Annotated in this window: 20 protein-coding genes; 5 read left to right on the forward strand and 15 right to left on the reverse strand. The window is 72.7% G+C overall.

What is annotated here, in order from left to right; all coding sequences use genetic code 11:
• The 10 genes from ACGFZL_RS07820 to ACGFZL_RS07865 form a co-directional block, all read right to left on the reverse strand.
• Complete coding sequence (locus ACGFZL_RS07820; RefSeq protein ID WP_355167852.1) at nt 1-747, reverse strand: TetR family transcriptional regulator; 747 nt, start codon at nt 745-747, stop codon at nt 1-3.
• Nucleotides 748-757: 10 nt separating this feature from the next.
• The gene (locus ACGFZL_RS07825; protein WP_393690049.1) at nt 758-1,240 is read right to left on the reverse strand and encodes a thiol-disulfide oxidoreductase DCC family protein; all 483 of its coding nucleotides are present in this window, start codon (nt 1,238-1,240) and stop codon (nt 758-760) included.
• A gap of 4 nt (nt 1,241-1,244) precedes the next feature.
• A complete protein-coding gene (locus ACGFZL_RS07830) occupies nt 1,245-1,649 on the reverse strand; it encodes a hypothetical protein (protein ID WP_393690050.1) in 405 nt (134 codons plus the stop codon).
• A gap of 106 nt (nt 1,650-1,755) precedes the next feature.
• Nucleotides 1,756-2,166, reverse strand: a complete 411-nt coding sequence (locus tag ACGFZL_RS07835) for a VOC family protein (protein ID WP_393690051.1) — start codon at nt 2,164-2,166, stop codon at nt 1,756-1,758.
• Between the two features lie 41 nt (nt 2,167-2,207).
• Nucleotides 2,208-2,828, reverse strand: coding sequence for a Uma2 family endonuclease (locus tag ACGFZL_RS07840; protein WP_393690052.1), 621 nt, complete (start codon nt 2,826-2,828; stop codon nt 2,208-2,210).
• 155 nt (nt 2,829-2,983) lie between these two features.
• Nucleotides 2,984-3,748 (reverse strand): succinate dehydrogenase iron-sulfur subunit, encoded by a 765-nt coding sequence (locus ACGFZL_RS07845; protein ID WP_355167866.1) that lies wholly within the window; start codon nt 3,746-3,748, stop codon nt 2,984-2,986.
• Entirely contained in the window at nt 3,748-5,502 is a 1,755-nt protein-coding gene (sdhA, locus tag ACGFZL_RS07850) for a succinate dehydrogenase flavoprotein subunit (RefSeq protein WP_393690053.1), read from the reverse strand. Before sdhA ends, ACGFZL_RS07845 begins: the two co-directional genes overlap by 1 nt.
• Nucleotides 5,503-5,521: 19 nt before the next feature.
• Complete coding sequence (locus ACGFZL_RS07855; protein ID WP_355167870.1) at nt 5,522-6,004, reverse strand: succinate dehydrogenase hydrophobic membrane anchor subunit; 483 nt, start codon at nt 6,002-6,004, stop codon at nt 5,522-5,524.
• Nucleotides 6,005-6,009: 5 nt separating this feature from the next.
• Nucleotides 6,010-6,390, reverse strand: coding sequence for a succinate dehydrogenase, cytochrome b556 subunit (sdhC, locus tag ACGFZL_RS07860; RefSeq protein ID WP_393690054.1), 381 nt, complete (start codon nt 6,388-6,390; stop codon nt 6,010-6,012).
• 195 nt (nt 6,391-6,585) lie between these two features.
• Nucleotides 6,586-7,071 carry a 2-oxo-4-hydroxy-4-carboxy-5-ureidoimidazoline decarboxylase gene (locus ACGFZL_RS07865; protein WP_393690055.1) on the reverse strand — a complete coding sequence of 162 codons (486 nt, stop codon included), beginning with the start codon at nt 7,069-7,071 and terminating at the stop codon, nt 6,586-6,588.
• 433 nt (nt 7,072-7,504) lie between these two features.
• Between ACGFZL_RS07865 and ACGFZL_RS07870 the strand changes: the two genes are divergently transcribed.
• Entirely contained in the window at nt 7,505-9,136 is a 1,632-nt protein-coding gene (locus ACGFZL_RS07870) for a glycoside hydrolase family 20 protein (protein ID WP_393690056.1), read from the forward strand.
• A 115-nt stretch (nt 9,137-9,251) separates the two neighbouring features.
• Nucleotides 9,252-9,701, forward strand: coding sequence for a hypothetical protein (locus ACGFZL_RS07875; RefSeq protein WP_393690057.1), 450 nt, complete (start codon nt 9,252-9,254; stop codon nt 9,699-9,701).
• Between the two features lie 94 nt (nt 9,702-9,795).
• On the opposite strand, the gene ACGFZL_RS07880 is transcribed toward ACGFZL_RS07875, so the two are convergent.
• From ACGFZL_RS07880 to ACGFZL_RS07895, 4 genes are all read right to left on the reverse strand, one after another.
• Complete coding sequence (locus ACGFZL_RS07880; RefSeq protein WP_393690058.1) at nt 9,796-12,513, reverse strand: FG-GAP-like repeat-containing protein; 2,718 nt, start codon at nt 12,511-12,513, stop codon at nt 9,796-9,798.
• Nucleotides 12,514-12,611: 98 nt separating this feature from the next.
• Entirely contained in the window at nt 12,612-13,742 is a 1,131-nt protein-coding gene (locus tag ACGFZL_RS07885) for a hypothetical protein (protein WP_393690059.1), read from the reverse strand.
• A 169-nt stretch (nt 13,743-13,911) separates the two neighbouring features.
• Entirely contained in the window at nt 13,912-14,646 is a 735-nt protein-coding gene (locus ACGFZL_RS07890; RefSeq protein WP_393690060.1) for an isochorismatase family protein, read from the reverse strand.
• Nucleotides 14,646-15,230: an isochorismatase family protein gene (locus ACGFZL_RS07895; protein ID WP_355167886.1), complete on the reverse strand. Its 585-nt coding sequence runs from the start codon at nt 15,228-15,230 to the stop codon at nt 14,646-14,648. The genes ACGFZL_RS07890 and ACGFZL_RS07895 overlap by 1 nt, the downstream gene beginning before the upstream one ends.
• 166 nt (nt 15,231-15,396) lie before the next feature.
• Between ACGFZL_RS07895 and ACGFZL_RS07900 the strand changes: the two genes are divergently transcribed.
• From ACGFZL_RS07900 to ACGFZL_RS07910, 3 genes are all read left to right on the forward strand, one after another.
• On the forward strand, nt 15,397-16,449 hold the full coding sequence (locus ACGFZL_RS07900; RefSeq protein ID WP_393690061.1) for a GlxA family transcriptional regulator: 1,053 nt from the start codon (nt 15,397-15,399) through the stop codon (nt 16,447-16,449).
• 280 nt (nt 16,450-16,729) lie between these two features.
• A complete protein-coding gene (locus ACGFZL_RS07905; protein ID WP_355167890.1) occupies nt 16,730-17,383 on the forward strand; it encodes an RNA polymerase sigma factor in 654 nt (217 codons plus the stop codon).
• 5 nt (nt 17,384-17,388) lie between these two features.
• The gene (locus tag ACGFZL_RS07910) at nt 17,389-18,504 is read left to right on the forward strand and encodes a hypothetical protein (protein WP_393690062.1); all 1,116 of its coding nucleotides are present in this window, start codon (nt 17,389-17,391) and stop codon (nt 18,502-18,504) included.
• A gap of 140 nt (nt 18,505-18,644) precedes the next feature.
• On the opposite strand, the gene ACGFZL_RS07915 is transcribed toward ACGFZL_RS07910, so the two are convergent.
• The gene (locus ACGFZL_RS07915; protein WP_393690063.1) at nt 18,645-19,475 is read right to left on the reverse strand and encodes a L,D-transpeptidase family protein; all 831 of its coding nucleotides are present in this window, start codon (nt 19,473-19,475) and stop codon (nt 18,645-18,647) included.
• Nucleotides 19,476-19,517 lie beyond the last annotated feature (42 nt).

Consider the following 19,517-nt stretch of genomic DNA (forward strand, 5'->3'; position numbering starts at 1 on the left):
TCAGGCCGGTGGAGCCGCCTTCTTGCGGGCGGGGTCCGGCAGGGCGCCGGTCATGCCGGGCAGGAAGTCCGTGAACAGCTCGTGCACCTCGCGCACCAGGGGCCGCAGCACCCGGAAGCGGGCCAGCACCACGCCCCGCGCGGTGAGCCGGGCGCCCCGCTCGGCGAGGCGGTAGCTGCGCTCGCGGCCCGGCGTGCGGTCGAAGACCCAGTACAGGACGAGCCCCATCTGGGAGAGCCACATCAACTCGGGCAGGATCTCCCGCAGTTCCTCCGGCACCTTGGTCTTCGCCCCGGCCAGCACCGCCCGGTGGACGCTGATCGCCTCCCGCCGGGCGTGCTCCGACTCCGGGGAGAAGGGGCTGAGCGGGCTGTCCGGGTCGGCGGCGTTCTTGAAGAACTGCACCGCGAACTCGTGGTAGGGCGTGGCGATGTCCAGCCACACCTTCAGCACGCCCGCCAGGCGTGCCCCCAGGTCGGTCTCCCGGTCCAGCACCTCGCGGACCGCCGCCTGGTGCTCGGCGGCGATCCGGTCGTAGAAGCCCTGGATCAGGTGCTCCTTGCCGGCGAAGTAGTAGTAGGCGTTCCCGACGGAGACCCCGGCCTCCTGGGCGATGGCCCGCATGGTGGTCCGGTCGTAGCCGCGTTCCTGGAACAGCCGCATGGCCGTCTCCAGGATCAGCGCGCGGGTCTGCTCGGACTTGCTGAGGGTGGCTCCGTCGTCGGGGCCGTCGTTCTTCGCAGGCACGGCACCGAGCCTAACGAGTGGCGCGGGCGCCGCCGCCACAGGCGGGTCCCACGAAGACCCAGCCGGTGGTCGGCTCGTAGACCCAGCCGTCGTCGCGGCGGTAGCCGTTGCCGCCCCACCGGCCGCCCTGGCGCACCTTGGCGGCGGCCAGGACCGCGCCCCGGGCCAGGACGGCGCCGGCCGGCGTGCTGAGGCGGTGGGCGAGGGAGCGGTACCTGCGTAGGGCCCACAGGACGACGATCCAGGCGGCGGCGCCCCGGTAGACCTGCCCGGCGTCGCCGACGACGGTGATCTCCTCGAAGGTGGTGCCGTGGTCGAGGCCGGGGAAGCGGGCCCGGGCCTCCTCCGACCCGGCCGCGACCAGGTCGAGCGGCACCAGGCGGGGCTGCCGCAGCAGCCAGTCGCGCAGGGCCGTGCAGAGCGGGCACTCCGCGTCGTAGAGCACGGCGAGCCGGCGCACCGGGGCGCCGGCCGTCGTGGTGGCGGGGGCCATCGGCTCAGACCCCGGTCGGGGCGACCCAGCCCTGCGGCGGGACCGGCGGCAGCTGCTCGCGCTCCATCAGGCCGCGCCGGCGGATCTTGTTGAGCACGAACACGTTGGCCAGGTGCATCACGCCGAGCACCAGCAGCACCACGCCGAGCTTGGTGGACAGCGCCTCGAAGATGCCGCGGGTGTCGGCGATGGTGTCGTCGTCGCTCAGGTAGAGGGCGACGAAGCCGAGGTTGACCAGGTAGAAGCCGACCACCAGGAGGTGGTTGACGGCGTCGGCGAGCTTCTCGTTGCCGTGCAGCACGTCGGAGAGGAAGACCCGTCCGTTCCGGCTGAGCGTGCGGGCCACCCAGACGGTCAGGCCGATGCTGACGGCCAGGTAGATGACGTAGGCGATGACGGTGCGGTCCATGCCCCACCCCTTCTTGAACGCGTTCAAAACGCTGACAGGGATGACTGTAGCCCTGTCTTTGAACGCGTTCAACTCCGAGTCGGGGTGGCCCCCGTCACCCCCGCCGTCACGAACGCCGGGCCAGCTCCGGCCGCTTGGTGTAGTCCGTCAGCCCGATGACGTTCCCCCACGGATCGGCGAACTCCACGGTCCGCCCGGTGGCGGTGGAGAACGGCGGATCGAGCGCCTCGATCCCCGCCTCGCGCAGCACCTGCGCCGCCTTCCGCGCGTCCGGCACCTCCAGCCACAGCCGCGTACAGGGCCCGAGCGGTGGCCGCCTGCCGAACTCCTCCTCGGCCCGCAGCAGCACCCCTGGCGTCTCGCCCCCGACCTTCAGCAGCGCGATCCCGGCCTCGTCCAGCCGGAACGCCACGGGGAACCCGGCCCGCTCGTAGAAGGTCACGGCCTCCCCGAGGTTCCCCACGGGCAGCAGCACGTTGTCGAACCCGAGCAGCTCGTACGACTCGTCATCTGACATGCCGTCACGCTAGGCCGACGATCACCGCCCCCGCCCGATTGTCATCCTTCCCCGCGCGCCTCGTTGGGCCGTCCGGCGGCAAGGACCGCCTCCACGTCCAGGGTGACCGCCGCTCCGATGGACTCGGGCAGGGTGACGTGCTCGCCGGGGGAGTGGACGCGGTGGGTGGCGTAGTCGTCGCTGGCGGGGTCGGTGAGGACGTGGAGGCGCTGGTGCTTGCGGTCGACGATGACGTAGACGGGGATCTTCGCCCGTGCGTAGGCGCCGACCTTGGTGCGGAGGTCGGTCCGGTGGTTGCTGGACGTGACTTCCAGGACCAGCCGGAAGCAGTCCGGGTCGTAGCAGTTGTTCTCTACGAGGTGGTCCCTGTAGTCGCCGTCCACGAGTGACAGGTCCGGGATGACATAGTCCGAGGCGTCTGTCGGTAGCCACAGGCCGATGCCCTGGATCATCCGCGCTTCCTTTCCGTGCAGCCCGGAGGCCAGGAAAGGCATCGAAAGGTCGGTGAGAGCGTCACCGTGCGGGCCGTCCGGCGGCGGGGACATGAGGATCTGGCCTCCGATGATCTCGACGCGGTAGCCCGGATTGCGGTCCATGATGCGGTTGGCCTCCGCGATCAGCGAGTGCTCGTCGAAGGGCCGCTCGACGGATGCTGCGGACATCACGTGCCTCCCGGGGGCTGGTGTCGAGACCATCATGGTAGGCCGAGCGCACACCCTCAGGCCGGTCGCCGACCTGTCACCCGAAGGTGTGGCATATGCCAGAAGCCCCTGCCTCCACCGGAGACAAGGGCTTCTGGCCGGCTCGACCGACGGAGTCAGAAGCGGCGCGTGATCAGCGCTCGCTTCACCTCCGCGATGGCCTTCGTGACCTCGATGCCGCGCGGGCAGGCGTCCGTGCAGTTGAAGGTGGTGCGGCAGCGCCAGACGCCGTCGCGGTCGTTCAGGATCTCCAGGCGCTGCTCCCCGGCCTCGTCGCGCGAGTCGAAGATGAAGCGGTGGGCGTTGACGATCGCGGCGGGGCCGAAGTACTGGCCGTCGTTCCAGAACACCGGGCAGGAGGAGGTGCAGGCGGCGCAGAGGATGCACTTCGTCGTGTCGTCGAAGCGCTCGCGGTCCTCGGCGGTCTGCAGCCGCTCACGCGTCGGCTCGTTGGTGTCCTTCGTGATCAGGAAGGGCAGCACGTCCCGGTACGCCTGGAAGAACGGCTCCATGTCCACGACCAGGTCCTTCAGGACCGTGAGGCCCTTGATGGCCTCGACCGTGATCGGCTTCTCGGGGTTGATGTCCTTGATCAGCGTCTTGCAGGCCAGCCGGTTCTTGCCGTTGATCCGCATGGCGTCCGAGCCGCAGATGCCGTGCGCGCAGGAGCGGCGGAAGGTCAGCGTGCCGTCCAGGTCCCACTTGATCTTGTGGAGCCCGTCCAGGACGCGCTCCTTCGGGTCCATCTCCAGCTGGAAGTCTTCCCAGGTGGACTCGGCCGCGACCTCCGGGTTGAACCGGCGGATCCGGAAGGTGACCGTGATGTAGGGGGAGTCGGCCTGGGCGGTGGCCTCGGCCTTGTCCATTACGGGGGTAGCCATCAGTACTTACGCTCCATCGGCTGGTAGCGGGTCTGGACGACCGGCTTGTAGTCGAGCCGGATGGACTCGGCGCCGTCGTCGCCCACCTCGCGGTACGCCATGGTGTGGCGCATGAAGTTGACGTCGTCGCGGTTCGGGTAGTCCTCGCGGTAGTGACCGCCGCGGGACTCCTTGCGGGCCAGCGCGGACACCGCCATGACCTCGGCCAGGTCGAGCAGGTTGCCCAGCTCCACGGCCTCCAGGAGGTCGGTGTTGAAGCGCCGGCCCTTGTCCTGGATCGCCACGTTCCGGTACCGGGCGCGCAGCTCGCCGATCTTCTCGACGGCCGTCTTGATCGTCTGCTCGGTGCGGAACACCATGACGTTGGCGTCCATCGTGTCCTGCAGCTCACGGCGCAGCTCCGCCACCCGCTCGGTGCCGGTGGAGGCGCGCAGCCGCTCGATCTGGGCGACGACCAGGGACTCCGGGTTCTCCGGCAGCTCGACGAAGTCCGCCTTCTGGGAGTACTCCGCCGCCGCGATGCCGGCCCGGCGGCCGAAGACGTTGATGTCGAGCAGCGAGTTGGTGCCCAGCCGGTTGGCGCCGTGCACGGACACGCAGGCGACCTCGCCGGCGGCGTAGAGGCCGGGGACGACGGTGGTGTTGTCGCTGAGCACCTCGCCCTCGACGTTGGTCGGGATGCCGCCCATGGCGTAGTGCGCGGTCGGCTGGATCGGGATCGGGTCCGTGTAGGGCTCGATGCCGAGGTACGTGCGCGCGAACTCGGTGATGTCGGGCAGCTTGGCGTCCAGCTGCTCCGGCGGCAGGTGGGTGAGGTCCAGGTAGACGTGGTCGCCCTCGGGACCGCAGCCGCGGCCCTCGCGGATCTCCGTGTAGATGGAGCGGGAGACGACGTCGCGGGAGGCGAGGTCCTTCATGACGGGCGCGTACTTCTCCATGAAGCGCTCGCCGTCCTTGTTGCGCAGGATGCCGCCCTCACCGCGGGCACCCTCGGTGAGCAGGATGCCCATCCGCCAGATGCCGGTCGGGTGGAACTGGAAGAACTCCATGTCCTCCAGCGGCAGCCCGCGCCGGTAGACGGCCGCCTGGCCGTCGCCGGTCAGGGTGTGCGCGTTGGAGGTCACCCGGAAGAACTTGCCGGTGCCGCCGGAGGCGTAGATGACGGCCTTCGCCTGGAAGATGTGGATCTCGCCGGTGGCCAGCTCGTAGGCGACGACACCCGCCGACCGCTGCACGCCGTCGACCTCGGTGATCAGCTGGTCCAGGACGTAGAACTCGTTGAAGAACTCCACGCCCTCCTTGACGCAGTTCTGGTACAGCGTCTGGAGGATCATGTGGCCGGTGCGGTCGGCCGCGTAGCAGGAGCGGCGGACCGGCGCCTCGCCGTGGTTGCGCGAGTGGCCGCCGAAGCGGCGCTGGTCGATGGTGCCGTCCGGGGTGCGGTTGAACGGCAGGCCCATCTTCTCCAGGTCGAGGACGGAGTCGATGGCCTCCTTCGCCAGGATCTCCGCGGCGTCCTGGTCGACCAGGTAGTCACCGCCCTTGACCGTGTCGAAGGTGTGCCACTCCCAGTTGTCCTCCTCCACGTTGGCCAGCGCGGCGGCCATGCCGCCCTGCGCGGCGCCCGTGTGGGAGCGGGTGGGGTAGAGCTTGGTGAGCACGGCCGTGCGGCTGCGCTTGGTCGACTCGATGGCGGCGCGCATCCCGGCGCCGCCGGCGCCGACGATGACCGTCTCGTACTTGTGGATCTTCATGATTCTCGCAGCCCCGTGCCTAGCGGATGTTCGGGTCGAAGGTGAAGATCACCAGCGTGCCCAGCAGGATGGTGAACACCGTGGCGGTGTAGAGCAGGCCCTTCAGCCACAGCCGGGTGTTCGCGCGCTCCGCGTAGTCGTTGATGACCGTGCGCAGGCCGTTGGCGCCGTGCAGCATGGCGAGCCAGAGCATCAGCAGGTCCCAGACCTGCCAGAACGGGGACGCCCAGCGGCCTGCCACGAAGGCGAAGCCGACCTTGGAGACGCCGCCGTCCAGCACGAGCTGGATCAGCAGGTGCCCGAGCACCAGGACGACCAGCACGACGCCGGACAGGCGCATGAAGAGCCAGCCGTACAGCTCGAAGTTGCCGCGGGTGGACTTCGGCGTCTTCTTGGTACGGGCGCGGGGGGCCTCGATCACCGGGGCGGGGTTGTCGACCGTGTAGAGGGACGCGCCCTCGACGGGGCCGATGCCGGAAGCGGTGGTTTCAGTGGTGGACATCTGCGTCAGCTCCCGAACAGTTCACGAGCGGCGTGGCCGAGCACGGGGTAGATCGCCCCGATCATCAGCACGACCCACAGGCCCACGACGGACCAGAGCAGCTGCTTCTGGTAGCGGGCGCCCTTGACCCAGAAGTCGACGGCGATGACACGCAGGCCGTTGAGCGCGTGGAAGAGGATGGCGGCGACGAGGCCGTACTCCAGCAGCGCGACGATCGGCGTCTTGTACGTGGCCACGACCTTGTCGTAGGCCTCGGGGGACACCCGCACGAGAGCGGTGTCCAGCACGTGAACGAACAGGAAGAAGAAGATGAGGACGCCGGTGACTCGATGAGCCACCCAGGACCACATTCCTTCCCGGCCGCGGTACAGCGTTCCAGCCGGCACGGAAGTTTCCTCCGGGAGCGGGGACTAGGGCCGCGCCGGCTATGGCGTGTCGGTCGGGCCCGGCCGGGTACGGTCCACCGGCCCCCAGCATCGTAGCGACGGTTGTCCGTGGCCCTGACAGCGGGCCTGCCGGTGTGATCAAAGTTGCACTCGGTTGCGCTCGGATGAGCACGTACGGGCTACCGGGGACGCCGCTCAGCGGGGCGCGGCGGGCAGTCGGCGCAGCCGGCCGCCGGCCAGGCGGCGCAGCTCCTCCGCGGCGACCACCCGCTCCTCCTCGGGATCGTTGGCCAATCGTGACCGGATCCCGGCGAGCACCTGGTCGAGGATCTCGTCCGGCGCCAGGCCGTCCAGGCATATGACGAAGGCGTGCCCGAAGCGGCTCTCGTAGGCGGCAGACGCGGCGCCGAGGGCGGTGTGGGCGACCGCGTAGATGTCGTCCGGCAGGCTGGGCAGCGCCTCGGCGGCCAGCGCCTCCGCGAGATCCCGCGCGGTCAGGTCGTACGCCGCCTCGTCCGCGGCGGCGAGCAGCGCGGCCAGGTCCGGATAGGGGCGGTGGGCGGCCAGGCGGCGGGCCCAGCGGCGGCTGTGCAGGCAGGTCAGCAGGGTGCGGACGGCTTCGTCGGCGGGTGCGGCGTTGAAGCGGTCCAGCGGGGTTTCCCGGGAGGCGCGTGTTTGCACCGGGACCGGTATGGCCACTCGGGCGGGGAGTTCTGGCAGACGGTGCACAGGCGGCGTGGGTCTCCGTGGGCGTCACGTGTGTCGGCTGGTGAACGTGCAGAGGATGTGGCGATCACGTTATCGAGTGACGGCATGACGTGTCCGCCCACTGAACGAATTTCACCCGAACGGGAGAGTTTCAGAACATGTGGTGGACGCGCGACGGTGACGGCACGGGGGTGACGGGGGCGGGATCGACGGCTCGCCCGGCGGGCACGGCGCAGGCCGGGAGAGTGCCCCGGCCACCGGCCGAGGTGAAGACCGGGCTCGCGGCGGCTGCCGGGACATCGGTTCCGGCCCGGGGCCGAGCCGGATCGGTCGTCGCCGCGGTGGTCGGGGGAGTGACCGTCAGGGCGCCTGGGGCGTGCGGGAGAGCCGTGCGCGGGGTGGCCGCGTGAGCCGGCACGAGCGGCCCGTGCCCGAGGGCACGCGGCGGCGCAGGCAGCGGGCCGTGATCGCGGTGGCGGCGGTGGCCGCGGTGGGGGCGGGGGCCGGAGTGTGGGCGACCAGCGGCGGGAACGGGCCGGCGCGGGCCGAGGAGCCCGCCGCCGCCCCCACGCCGACGAGCCCCAGCCCCAGCCGCTCCTACCCGCTCTCCAAGGAGCCGCAGACCGTACCCGCCGTCCGTGACCACACCCCGGCCCGCGGACCCGGCTGGAAGCCCGCGCGCGGCCACCGCGTCGTGGTCGACGGCTCCGGGCTCGCCGACGAGGGGCGGCTGCTCGCCGGCGAGCTGGGCCTGGCCTACGCCGGCCAGGACGACGCGCGCGCCGGGGACGTCCGGCTCCAGGTCAGGCCGGACAAGGGCGCCAACCCGGAGTCGTACACGATGAGCGTGCGCGACGGCCGGGTCACCCTGAGCGGACCCACCGAGGCCGGCGTCTACTACGGCACCCGTACGCTCAAGCAGTCCGTCGCCGGCGGCGCCGCCGCGCCCGAGGGCACCGTCCGGGACGAGCCGGCCAAGCCCCGCCGCGGCTTCTCGCTCGACATCGCGCGCAAGTTCTTCGACGCCGGCTGGATAGAGGACCGGATACGCGAGCTGGGCGACCTCAAGTACAACGAGCTGGGCCTGCACTTCTCCGACGACCAGGGCTTCCGCGTGGAGTCGTCCTCGCACCCCGAGATCGTCTCCACGGAGCACCTGACCAAGGCGCAGGTCAAGCAGATCGTGGACCTGGCGAACTCCCGGCACATCACCGTCGTCCCCGAGCTCGACTCGCCCGGCCACCTCGGCGCCGTCCTCGACGCCCACCCCGACCTCCAGCTGCGCAACGCCCAGGGCACCCCGACCCGCGGCGCGATCGACATCTCCAAGCCCGCGGCCGGGAAGATCGTCGACGACCTGATCGACGAGTACTCCGACGTCTTCCCCGGCTCCCAGTGGCACCTCGGCGCCGACGAGTACCAGGCGCTCACCGTCTCCGACCCCCAGGCGTCCTACCCGACGCTGGCCGCCGCCGCCCGCAAGGCGTACGGCCCGGACGGCACCGTCGCCGACCTGACCACCGGGTGGCTCAACGCCCGCGCGAAGACCGTCCGCGACGACCACCGCACGCCCCGCGCCTGGAACGACGGCTTCTTCAAGGACACCTCCGTCGAGCCGGCCAAGGACATCCAGGTCGCCTACTGGACCGGCAAGGAGATCGGCGCCCGCCCGCCGACGGAGTACCTGGCGGCAGGCCGCAAGGTCCTCAATTACAACGACGAGTTCCTCTACTACGTCCTCGGCCAGCCGCAGACCTTCGTCTACCCGACCGGGCAGCGCATCTACGAGGACTGGACCCCGCGCGTCATCCGCGGCACCCGGGCGGTCGACGCCAAGTACGACGACCAGATCCTCGGCGGCAGCTTCGCCGTCTGGGGCGACATCCCGGGCGCCCAGACCACGGCCCAGGTCGCCGACGGCATCCGGCTGCCGCTGGCGGCGACGGTGCAGAAGCTGTGGGACCCGGGCGCGCCCAAGCTGTCGTGGACCGAGTTCCGGGACCTGGCCGACCGGCTCGATCAGGCGCGCACCGGGTGAACGTCTCCTGGACGTCCGCCGGCGGACGTGACGGAGCTGCGGCGATCCTGCGCCGGTGTCGCGCAAGGCCCCCGATCCGTGTGACGCGGGACCGGTCAGGAACGCTTGAGCAGGTGTGACGACCTCATACCGGACCACGGCACCCTTCGGGACGAGCGGCACCACGAGCGGCACCACGCGCACCGCCGCGCCGAGACCGGCGGCGGCCGCCCGGCCGGCGCGCTGGGCGGCGGACGCGGTGGCGATGCTGCGCGAGGGCGCGCGGCTGCGCCTGGACCACACCCCGCGCAGCCTGTCGCGGGTCGACGGGGTGATCGACGGCATCCGCCACGAGCACCCGCCCTACGCCGCCGTGGAGAGCGCCCTGCGGGGCCTCGGCGCCTACGCGGGCGAGGTCATCGTGCGCGAGACCGGCGCCGAGTGGTGGGCGACCGGCGGCGACCCCTGGGTGCGCACCCCCGACGGGCGCCTGTGGGACCCCATCGACGAGGCCCGCCACCGCTTCGCCGGCGACGGCTCGCTGCGGCTGCTGTGCCGGGAGGCGACCGGGAGCCGGGCCGCCTGACGGAACCGGCCGGGGAGCCGCGAGGTGCGCGGTTCCCCGGCCGGTGCGTGGACGCCGGCGCGGCCTCCACCGGGTCGTGCGGGCGGCGCGGCCCCTACGGGGTCAGCGTCTGGCCCAGCCGGCCGCCGGTCGGCGTGCCGAGCGTGTTCTTCGTCCAGGCCAGGGTGTGCGAGTAGCCGAGGCCCGTGCTGTTGCTCGGGATGTGCAGCACCATGCCGTCCCAGGCGTCCTCGCCCTCGGCGGCGAAGGTGAGGTCGGCGCGGCCGTAGCCGGACAGGTCGGTCAGGGACACCGACGCGCCGGTGCGGTCGCCCTTCTCCACCGAGCCGGGCACGCCGGAGGTGTCCTGGGAGATGGAGACCGAGCCGGTGCCGGTCAGACCGGTGGAGCCGCCCTTCACCAGCAGCACGCTGCCGGCGTCGACCCGGTTGACGCCGCCGCTGGACACGTCCTCGCCGGGAGTGCCCGCGAGGACGTCGGCGTACCCGTCGCCGTTGTAGTCGCCGACCGAGACCGAGGTGCCGAAGTCGTCGCCGGACTCGTTGCCGCCGGGCACGCCGGAGGTGTCCTGGTCGATGACCCGCATGCCGGTGGTGGTGAAGCCGGCGGAGCTGCCGAGCAGCATGGTGATCTGCCCGCCCGACTTGCCGCCGGACTCCTTGGCGACCGGCTGGCCGATCACGAGGTCGTCGAGACCGTCGTCGTTCACGTCGCCGGAGGCGACCGACCGGCCGCCCTTCACGGAGAGGACGCCGGCCTTGGTCAGGCCCGTCTTGGAGCCCGCGAAGCGGACGACCCGTCCGACGCCGCCGGTGTCGCGGTAGTTGACGGCCACGTCCGTGTACCCGTCGCGGTTGAAGTCGCCGGTCGCCGAGTCGAGGTAGGCGACCGCGCCGGTGGCCGTGGTGAGGGTGCCGTAGGAGGTGGCGCCGTCGGTCAGCCGGACCTGGTAGTTGCCGCCCTGGCCGGTGCCGGCCGCGAACAGGTCCGCCTTGCCGTCGCCGTTGAAGTCGCCGAGCGCGACGGAGGAGCCGAGCCGGGCCCCGGCCGCCTGGACGCCGGTCGTGGTGTACCAGGCACCGGAGGTCAGGGCCGGGCCGAAGAGCACGGTGACCGCGCCGCGGTCGGTGCCCTCGCTGTCCTCGCCGGGTGCGCCGACGGCCAGGTCGGCGTAGCCGTCCCCGTTGACGTCGCCCCAGGCGGTGGCGGCGCCGAACTCGTCACCGGTCTCGGTGGCGCCGGGCACGCCCGCGCTGTCCTGCGTGATCGTCTTGCGGGCCGAGGTGAGCGGGCCCGTTTTGCTGCCCGGGACCACGCGCAGGCCGTTCGCCTTGGGCAGGCCGAGGACCAGGTCGGAGATGCCGTCCCGGGTCAGGTCGGAGGTGGGCAGGGCGTGCGAGATGCCCGGGGTCTTCGCCAGCGTGGCGATGCGGGAGAGCTTGGGGTAGAGGTTCTTGCCGGGGCAGGCGGTGGCGTTGGTGTCGCGGTGCCCGAAGACCCGGGGCAGGGTGATCGACTGGCCCTTGTCGACGAGGTTGCCGTCCTGGCCCTTGGGGCTGCCGGAGACCATCGTGACCTTGCCGGTCGGGTCGATGCCGTACATCCCGAACTTCCAGGCGACGACGCGGGCGATGGCGTCCAGGGCGGCCCTGCTGGGCTTGGCCGTCTCGAAGTTGCCGAGGTAGGAGATGCCGACCGTGTCGGTGTTGAAGCCGATGTCGTGCGCGCCGACCACCGGCAGGTCCATGCCGCCGCTGCGGCCCTCGAAGATCTGGCCGCAGCGGTCGACGAGGAAGTTGTAGCCGATGTCGTAGTAGCCGCGGGCGAAGTGCTCCTGCTGGATGGAGCGCAGCCGGGCCCGGGACTCCGAGCAGGACAGGGTGTTGTCGCCGTCCGTGCCGGTGTGGTGGATCACGGCCGCCTTGATGGTGGTGCCGTAGCCCGGGGTGCCGTCGTAGTCCGTCGAGGCGCCCCACTGGGCCTGGGTGATGATCGGCGGCTTCACGACCGTGGAGGGCCGGGGCGCGGGGACCGTCGGCGTGGGGGTGGGGGTTGGGGTGGCGGAGGGTGTCGCGGTGGGCGAGGCGCTGGTCGTGGCCGCCGGGTCCGCGAGGGCGGGCGTGCCGGGGCTCGCCTGGGACGAGGACTGGTCGGTGGGCGCCGGGTCGGTGGGCGCCGGGTGGGTGGGCGCCGGGTCCGTGGCGGCCGGGGTCGACGACGGGGCGTCCGCCGCGAAGGCGGCCGGGGCCATCGCCGTGCCGGAGCCGGCCGGGTCGGTGCCGGGGTCGAGCAGCTTGACGTCCATGCCGGCCGGCTGGCCGGGCGCCTCCTTGCCGTCCGCGCCGACCAGGCGCACCTCGATGCCGTCGGAGTCGCCGGCCCACAGCGACTCGGTGCCGCCGCGGCCGGCCGCCCGCTCGCCCTCGGCGCCGTCGGCCTGGTTCGGCTCGGCGGGCAGCTTCTGCCATCCCGACCAGTCGCCGGACTCCCGGTCCCGGGTGCGTACCTGCGGCGTGCCCTTGGCCTTGGCGTCCGGGTCGTCCCAGGTCACCAGCACCGCGCTGAAGCGGGCGGTGCTCTTGCGGTCGAGCCCCTTGCGGCCGGCCCCCTCGCTCTGCAGCCGCATGGTCTGGATGGACGGCTTGCGCGGCGCCCGGTCCTTGCCGTCGGCCGGCCCGACCTGGTCCGCCACCGCGTAGGTGACGACACCGGCGGCGCTCAGGGCGACGGCCCCGGTGGTCAGCCAGACCCGGTGTCTGAGGCCGAGGCCCCGGTATGCGTGCGATCTTCTGCGACGACTCAACTTCCCCACCCCTGGACGTCTTTCACTGTCGACCCCTCCGTGACACGGAGGGGTCGACCCAGTGTGCAGTACACGGGTCCGGGACGGTGCGCCCCGGGGCGGTGGTCCTACTTCCGGACGGGGCACACACCCGGGGACGCGACCGTGTTGTACTGCGGCGCCACCTGCGCCGTCACGTTCTTGCTGCCCAACTGCTTGAGGATCTCGTCGGAGAGCAGATCCTGCTGTCCCTTCAGCGCGTCGGCGACCACGGTGTCCTTCGGGAAGACCATCTCGGCCGCGATGTTGTCCTGCACGATGCGCGCCAGGTTGTCGAGGGCGGTGAAGACCGGGTCGGCCGGCGGCTCCAGGCCCGGCAGGTCGATCAGATGGGTGGCCACCTTCGCCGCGTTCATGCAGTCCTTGATGATGATGGTGTTCTGGTTGAGCACGCTGGTGGTCCACTGCGAGATCACCACGGTGTACAGGTCCGCCCACGCCGCCTCGCCGACCTTGGCGCGCCAGGTCTTCATGATGTCCTGCACGCCCTTGATCTGGGCCTGCGAGGCGTGCTCCATGTTGGTGCGGATGGCGGGGTAGACGCTGCCGGAGAACTGCTCGAACGTCGCCATGTCGAAGTGCTTGGTGGCGACGGCGGTCTTGATGAACGCCAGGGCCCCGTCGAGGATCGTGGCGCACGACGTCTGCAGCGCGGCCGGCAGGCCGGCGGCGGGCAGGTTCTGGCGGGCGGTGGTGAGCTTGCCGGCGTACGCCTTCAGCGGCTCGATCCACGCGGTCGACGTGTCGTCGTTGTAGGCGACCATCACGAGGTCGTGGGGATCGATGCGGGCGGCGTTCGGCAGGTTGGGGATCTTGTCCGCGAGGTAGGAGGCGATCACCGAGAAGACGCCGAGCGGGGTGTGGGCGATGGACTTGGCCAGCTCGAAGGTCGGGGCGACGGGGTTGACGGATTCCTGCCCGTCCTTGGTCACCAGCGTGAACCTGCCGCCCTTCGCGTCGTTCTGGACGACGACGACCGGCGCGAGGTGTTTGATCAACTCCGCCTTGAGCGTCGCGTAGTTGGCGCGCATGCCCGCGTTCACGGCGAACATCGAGGCGCGCGCCTGCTCCTGGGTGACCGGCGCGACGACCGCCGCGTCGGTCGTGGAGTCCGCGGCGCTGGGCGCGGCCGAGTAGCCGACGAGGGCGGCGGTGCCGACTCCGGTGGCGCTGCCTATAAAGCGTCTGCGGGTTGCCATCTTCGTTTTCTCCAGAGGGATCGTGCGTGTGGACTTCGGGCGTGCGGGGGGATCTCGGGCATGGGGGATTCCTGGGGGGATGGGGGGATTGGGGGGAGGAGGAGGAACGGGGGCGGCGGCAGAGAGGAGCGCGCGCTGCCTCTCTGCCGGATGCCGCGGGGGACGGGTGCTAGCGGACGTCGCGCTGCTTGGGGACGACGACGCCGAAGCGGTCCTGGATCGTGGCGAGCGCGGCCTCCTGCACCTGCTGCGCCGGGATGCCCCGCGGGTTGCCGTTGAGCGGCAGCGGGCGGGTCGCGGAGGCGTCGCCGATCACGGTCGGCTTGTAGCCGTTGTAGACGGCGCCCTCGGTGGTGAACAGGGTGCACATGTGGGTCATGAAGCCGGCGATGATGACGTTCTTGCGGCCGGTCTTCTTCAGCTCGGCGGCCAGGTCGGTGTCGTGGAAGCCGTTGGGGACGGCCTTCTCGACGACGGCCTCGCCCTTGGCCGGCTTCAGGGCCGGGATGATCTGGCCCGCCTTCGAGGTGAGGTCGTAGCCCTTCTCCACGACGTGCACGACCGGGGTGTGGGCCTTGCGGGCCCGCTCCAGGAGGGCCTTGGTGTTGTCGACCGCCGCGCGCCAGCCGGTCAGCTCCATCGTGCCGCCGGTGTAGACGTTCTGGTAGTCGACGAGGACGAGGGTCGCGTCCGACAGCTTGGCCGGCGTCTCGTCCTGCTTGGTCAGCTCGCGCAGCGTCGTCGTGTCCTTCGCGTAGTCGGTCCCCGCGGAAGGCGACGGCTTCGGGTCCTGCCCCTCGGCACGGGTGGCGGCCTCGGAGTCGCCCCCGCACGCCGACAGGGTCGCGGCCAGGACGGTGGCGGCGCCGAGCGCGGCGGCGGAGCGGAACAGCCCGGCCCTCATCAGACGATCTCCTTCTGCGTCGCGACGACCACGCCGTACAGGTCGGCGATGGTGGCGAGCGCGCTGTAGTGCACCTGGCAGGCGTCGAGGTCGGTGCCCGCGACCGGGAGCGAGCGGGTGGCGGTGGCCTCGGCGACGACGGTGGGGCGGTTGCCGTTGAGGAAGGCGCCCTGCGCGGTGAAGGCGACGCACATGTGGGTCATCCAGCCCGCGATGACGACGTCCTGGCCCTCCTTGAGGTGCGTGGCGAGGTCCGTGCCGACGAAGGCGTTCGGGGCCTGCTTCACCACGACCGGCTCCCCGTCGACGGGCGCGACCTTCGGGTGGATCTGCCCGATCTCCGCGCGGATGTCGTAGGGCGTGCCCTCGCCGCCGTCGTTGACGACGTGGACGACCTGCGCGCCCTCCCGGCGGGCCCGGGCCAGCAGCTCCGCCGCCGCGTCGAGGGACTTCTCCCAGCCGTCGAGCTCCATGACGCCCTGGGTGTAGGTGTTCTGGAAGTCGATCAGGATCAGCGTCGAGCCGGCCAGCTTCGCGGGCGTCTGGTCGAAGCCGTTCAGCTCGCGCAGGGTGGTTCGGGACATGGGGGTACCGCCTTCGGGTCTCCGTGGGATGACGCAGGCCGCGGTGCGTCCGGCGGGCTGCTTCGACAACGCTATGAGCCCCGCACGACGTCGGCAATGACGTCTAACATGCAGATACCGACATGCCGTTCGGCGGGTCGGACGGGCTGTGGAGGGATGGAGGGGGATGGTCTTGCCGGACGACGTGCGCCGGGCCGCGGGCGGCTCCGCCCCGGGGCGGCGGCTGATCGCGATCGTGCTCTTCGAGGGGGTCGACCTGCTGGACGTCACCGGCCCGCCCGAGGTGTTCTCGCTCGCGCTGCGCGAGACCGACGCGGCGGCGGGCTACCAGGTCGTGCTGGTCGCGGAGGGGAAGGACGCGGTCACCACCAGCGCCGGGGTGCGGATCCTGCCCGACATCACCTTCGAGGAGGCCGCAGCGGGCGGGATCGACACGCTGATCGTGCCGGGTGCGGTGACGGTCGACGCGGAGCGCCGGGTGCACCCGCTGGTCGATCCCGCCCTGGTCGCCTGGGTGAAGCTGCTCGCCGGCCGGTCGCACCGGATCGCCTCGGTGTGCGTGGGCGCGCACCTGCTGGCCGCCGCGGGCCTGCTCGACGGCAAGCGCGCCACCACCCACTGGTCGACCGCGCGGCAACTGGCCGCCGACCACCCGGCGGTGCGGGTCGACGCCGACCCGATCTTCATCCGCGAGGGCAACGTGTGGACCGGCGCGGGCATCAGCGCCTGCCTGGACCTGTCCCTGGCCCTGATCGCGGACGACCTCGGCGAGGCGGTGGCCCTGCGGGTGGCCCGGCAACTGGTCATGTACCTCAAACGCGCCAGCGGACAGAGCCAGTTCAGCGTCCCGCTGGAGCAGGTGTCGGAGGTGCGGCGGATCGAGGACCTGCGCCACTACATCCTGGACCGCGTCGCCGAGCCGCTCACGGTCGCGGACCTCGCCGCGTACGCGCACGTCAGCGACCGCCATCTGACCCGGCTGTTCAAGACCGAGCTGGGCGCCACCCCGCACGCCTACATCGAGTCGGTGCGGGTGGAGAAGGCCCGGCACGAGCTGGAGTCGACGGACGCCACGCTGGAACGCGTCGCGTCCCGCTGCGGCTTCGGCACCGTGGACACCCTGGTACGCGCGTTCCGGCGCCGCCTGAGCACCACGCCGACGGAGTACCGGCGCCGCTTCCGCGTGCCGCAGCACCAGGACGCCCCCGGGGCGGGCTGATCCGGGGGTGGGGCACTCCGCGACGGCCGGGGCCGCCACCCCCCACAGGAGAGGCCCCGGCCGCCGCGCGGCCCGGGCCGCGGGCGGCCCGTACCTCCTTCTGCGCCGCGCCCGCGTTCCGTGTCACACCTGGGTCACACCTCCCCGCGTCACGGGTTAGTTGCATCTTGTACGGCAAGGCGATCCGGACATGGACGAGCGGCGGTTTCAAGACGTAACGTGCCTTTCGCGCCGACCCGCTGGAGGCACCCGGGTTGAGGCGCGAAGAAGGGCGCGTTCGGTGCTGGGGGACGACGCGGAGCTGACCGCCGCGGTGCGCGCGGCACAGGACGGGGACGAGACCGCGTTCCGGACTGTGTACCGCATGGTGCACCCGCGGCTGCTCGGATACGTACGCACACTGGTCGGCGATCCCGACGCCGAGGACGTGACGTCCGAGGCGTGGCTGCAGATCGCCCGCGACCTCGCGCGGTTCGACGGCGACGCCGACCGGTTCCGCGGCTGGGCCGCCCGCATCGCCCGCAACCGCGCCCTCGACCACCTTCGCATGCGCGGGCGCCGCCCCGCGATCGGCGGCGACGAGAGCGAGCTGGCCGGCAGGCCCGCCGAGTCCGACACCGCCGACGAGGCCCTGGAGGCGCTCGGGACCGACGGTGCGCTCTCCCTCATCGCCCGGCTGCCGCAGGACCAGGCGGAGGCGGTGGTGCTGCGCGTGGTGGTCGGCCTGGACGCGAAGAGCGCCGCGCTGACCCTGGGCAAGCGGCCCGGCGCGGTGCGTACGGCGGCGCACCGGGGCCTGAAGCGGCTGGCCGAACTCCTCGACCGGGAGGCGGAGTCCGTCGTCGCCCTCGACGCGCTGCCGGCCCAGCGGGGTGCGCGGCGCCGCGCGGTCGCCCCCGCGGCAGTGACGCATGCGGTCACGCGGACGCAGTAAGTGACGTGAGGTCCGAGGAGCAGGACGGGTGGCTGGACCCGGAGACGGCGGAGCGCGTACTGCGCGGGCTGCCGCCGGAGGCCGCGACCCCGGCCGCACAGCAGCGCGCCGAACGACTCGCCGACGCCCTGCGCGCCCTCGCCCCGCCTCCGGGTGCGGCCGACGCCGAGCTCCCGGGCGAGGCCGCCGCGCTGGCCGCCTTCCGCGCCGCGCGCGGCGGCCGGGCCGAGGGGGCGCTCCCCCTGTCCGGGCCGTCCGCGCCGACAAGTGCCGAACTGCCCGACGGGGCCGCCGCTGCCCGCACCGGTCCCGCCGAGCGGCCTCCCGCCCGCACCCCCGCCGCCGACGCCGCACCCCGCCGGACCGGCGCCCCGCGCTCGCGCTGGGGCCGGCCGCTGCGGTTCGGGCTCGCCGCCGCGCTGGCCGCCTGCACGGTGGGCGGCGTGGCGTTCGCGGCCGGGACCGGGGTGCTGCCCGCGCCCTTCCGGGGAACTGCGCCGGAGCCCGCCGCCACCGTCTCCGCCGAGGGCCCCGGCCGCCCTTCCCCGGCGCCCTCGCCGCTGGACGGCGTCCAGGGCGGTACCCGGCCCGCCGCCACCCCGCCCGGCCACCGGGCCACGGCGCCGTCGGCCCCGGGGGCCACCCGCGGCACCGGCCCGGAGGACGCCGACCCGGCCGTTCCCGACGCCCGGCGCCCCGCCCTGGCCGCCGCCTGCCGCCGGGTGCGGGCGGGCGAGCGCCCCGACGGCGACCCGGGGCGCGTCCTGGCCGAGGCGGCCGGGGGCGCCGCGCGGGTGGCGGAGTACTGCGCGGACGTCCTCGCCGGACGGGAGCGGACCGGGCGCGAGCGGGGCGGGGACGGGGACGGGGACGGGGGACGTGTCCGTGACGGCGACCACGGCGACCACGGCGACCGCCACCGGAGCCGAGGACGCGGGAAGGACGCCGGACCCGAGGGACGCGACCCACGCGCCGGGCGCGACGACAATGGACGTGCGAGCGATGGCGCGCGCGGCGACAAGCCCGGGCGCGAGGCCGGTGACGGCAGGGACGGCGCCCGCCCCGGCGTCCGGAAGGGCCGGGACGGCCACCGCCCCGCGCCCCTGCCCCCGCCGGTGTGACACTTTCGGCCGCGCCGGCGCAGTAGAGAGTGAGCCGACTGGTCATCGGCTTCCGCACCGAGCCGGGGTTCCCCCCGTACCCCATGGCTCGTGCATCCGGCGCGGGCGGGACACGTTCCCCCGGTCCCGCCCGCGCCCCCTCACCCGCTGACGACGACCTTGTCCCCGGTGCGCACCCAGGCGAACAGGTCCGCGATCGCCCCCTCGTCCCGCACGTTGACGCAGCCGTGCGAGGCCCCCGCGTAGCCGCGGGCGGCGAAGTCGTAGGAGTAGTGCACGGCCTGGCCGCCGCTGAAGAACATCGCGTACGGCATGGACGTGTCGTACAGCGTCGACCAGTGGTTCCGGGACTTCCAGTAGACGTGGAAGACGCCCTCCCGGGTCGGCGTGAAGCGGGAGCCGAAGCGGACCGGCAGGACGCGCAGGGTGCGGCCGTCCTCCATCCAGCGCAGCGTCCGGCTCGACTTGCTCAGGCACAGCACCCGCCCGGACACGCAGCGCGGGTCGGGCGGCGCGGCCGGCTGGCCGCCCATCAGGTACAGCTCCCAGGTGCCCGGCTCGTGCGTCATCCTCCGCAGCCGCTGCCAGGTGACGGTGTCCGTCTCGCCCGTGCGGGGCAGGCCGCGCTTGCCCTGGAAGCCGGAGACGGCCTGCTCGGTGGGGTCGTCGTACTCCCCGCTCGGCCCGTCGACCAGCCAGGCGACCTGGCGCAGCCGGGCCTGCAACTCGCGCACGTCCCGCCCGGAGTCGCCGGGCCGCCACAGCACCGGCGCCTGCGGCGCGGGCGGGCTCTTCGTGTGCCGCCCGCCGCCGGACGGCGTCCGCGCCGCCCCCTTCGAGTGGTCGACCCGCACCGGTGGACGGCCGTCCGCGCCGGTGCCCTGCACCGTGCACCCGGCCGCCGCCACGAGCGCCGCCACGACGGCGACCGCCGCACCCGCCGTCCGCCGTCCCGCACCCCTGGACCCCATCGCGCCCCCTCGTCGCCGCCGCCTCGTCGCCTCGGACGTCAC

This window comes from Streptomyces sp. NPDC048182, from assembly GCF_043202555.1.
In the GTDB taxonomy this organism is placed as follows: Bacteria; Actinomycetota; Actinomycetes; order Streptomycetales; family Streptomycetaceae; genus Streptomyces.

What these genes read in the sequence shown, in the direction of transcription:
- ACGFZL_RS07835 (WP_393690051.1), bottom strand. Translation starts at nt 2,166, where the DNA reads ATGTCAGATGACGAGTCGTACGAGCTGCTCGGGTTCGACAACGTGCTG.
- ACGFZL_RS07895 (WP_355167886.1), bottom strand. Translation starts at nt 15,230, where the DNA reads ATGTCCCGAACCACCCTGCGCGAGCTGAACGGCTTCGACCAGACGCCC.
- ACGFZL_RS07830 (WP_393690050.1), bottom strand. Translation starts at nt 1,649, where the DNA reads ATGGACCGCACCGTCATCGCCTACGTCATCTACCTGGCCGTCAGCATC.
- ACGFZL_RS07855 (WP_355167870.1), bottom strand. Translation starts at nt 6,004, where the DNA reads ATGTCCACCACTGAAACCACCGCTTCCGGCATCGGCCCCGTCGAGGGC.
- ACGFZL_RS07900 (WP_393690061.1), top strand. Translation starts at nt 15,397, where the DNA reads ATGGTCTTGCCGGACGACGTGCGCCGGGCCGCGGGCGGCTCCGCCCCG.
- ACGFZL_RS07885 (WP_393690059.1), bottom strand. Translation starts at nt 13,742, where the DNA reads ATGGCAACCCGCAGACGCTTTATAGGCAGCGCCACCGGAGTCGGCACC.
- ACGFZL_RS07840 (WP_393690052.1), bottom strand. Translation starts at nt 2,828, where the DNA reads ATGTCCGCAGCATCCGTCGAGCGGCCCTTCGACGAGCACTCGCTGATC.
- ACGFZL_RS07845 (WP_355167866.1), bottom strand. Translation starts at nt 3,748, where the DNA reads ATGGCTACCCCCGTAATGGACAAGGCCGAGGCCACCGCCCAGGCCGAC.
- sdhA (WP_393690053.1), bottom strand. Translation starts at nt 5,502, where the DNA reads ATGAAGATCCACAAGTACGAGACGGTCATCGTCGGCGCCGGCGGCGCC.
- ACGFZL_RS07915 (WP_393690063.1), bottom strand. Translation starts at nt 19,475, where the DNA reads ATGGGGTCCAGGGGTGCGGGACGGCGGACGGCGGGTGCGGCGGTCGCC.
- ACGFZL_RS07890 (WP_393690060.1), bottom strand. Translation starts at nt 14,646, where the DNA reads ATGAGGGCCGGGCTGTTCCGCTCCGCCGCCGCGCTCGGCGCCGCCACC.
- ACGFZL_RS07825 (WP_393690049.1), bottom strand. Translation starts at nt 1,240, where the DNA reads ATGGCCCCCGCCACCACGACGGCCGGCGCCCCGGTGCGCCGGCTCGCC.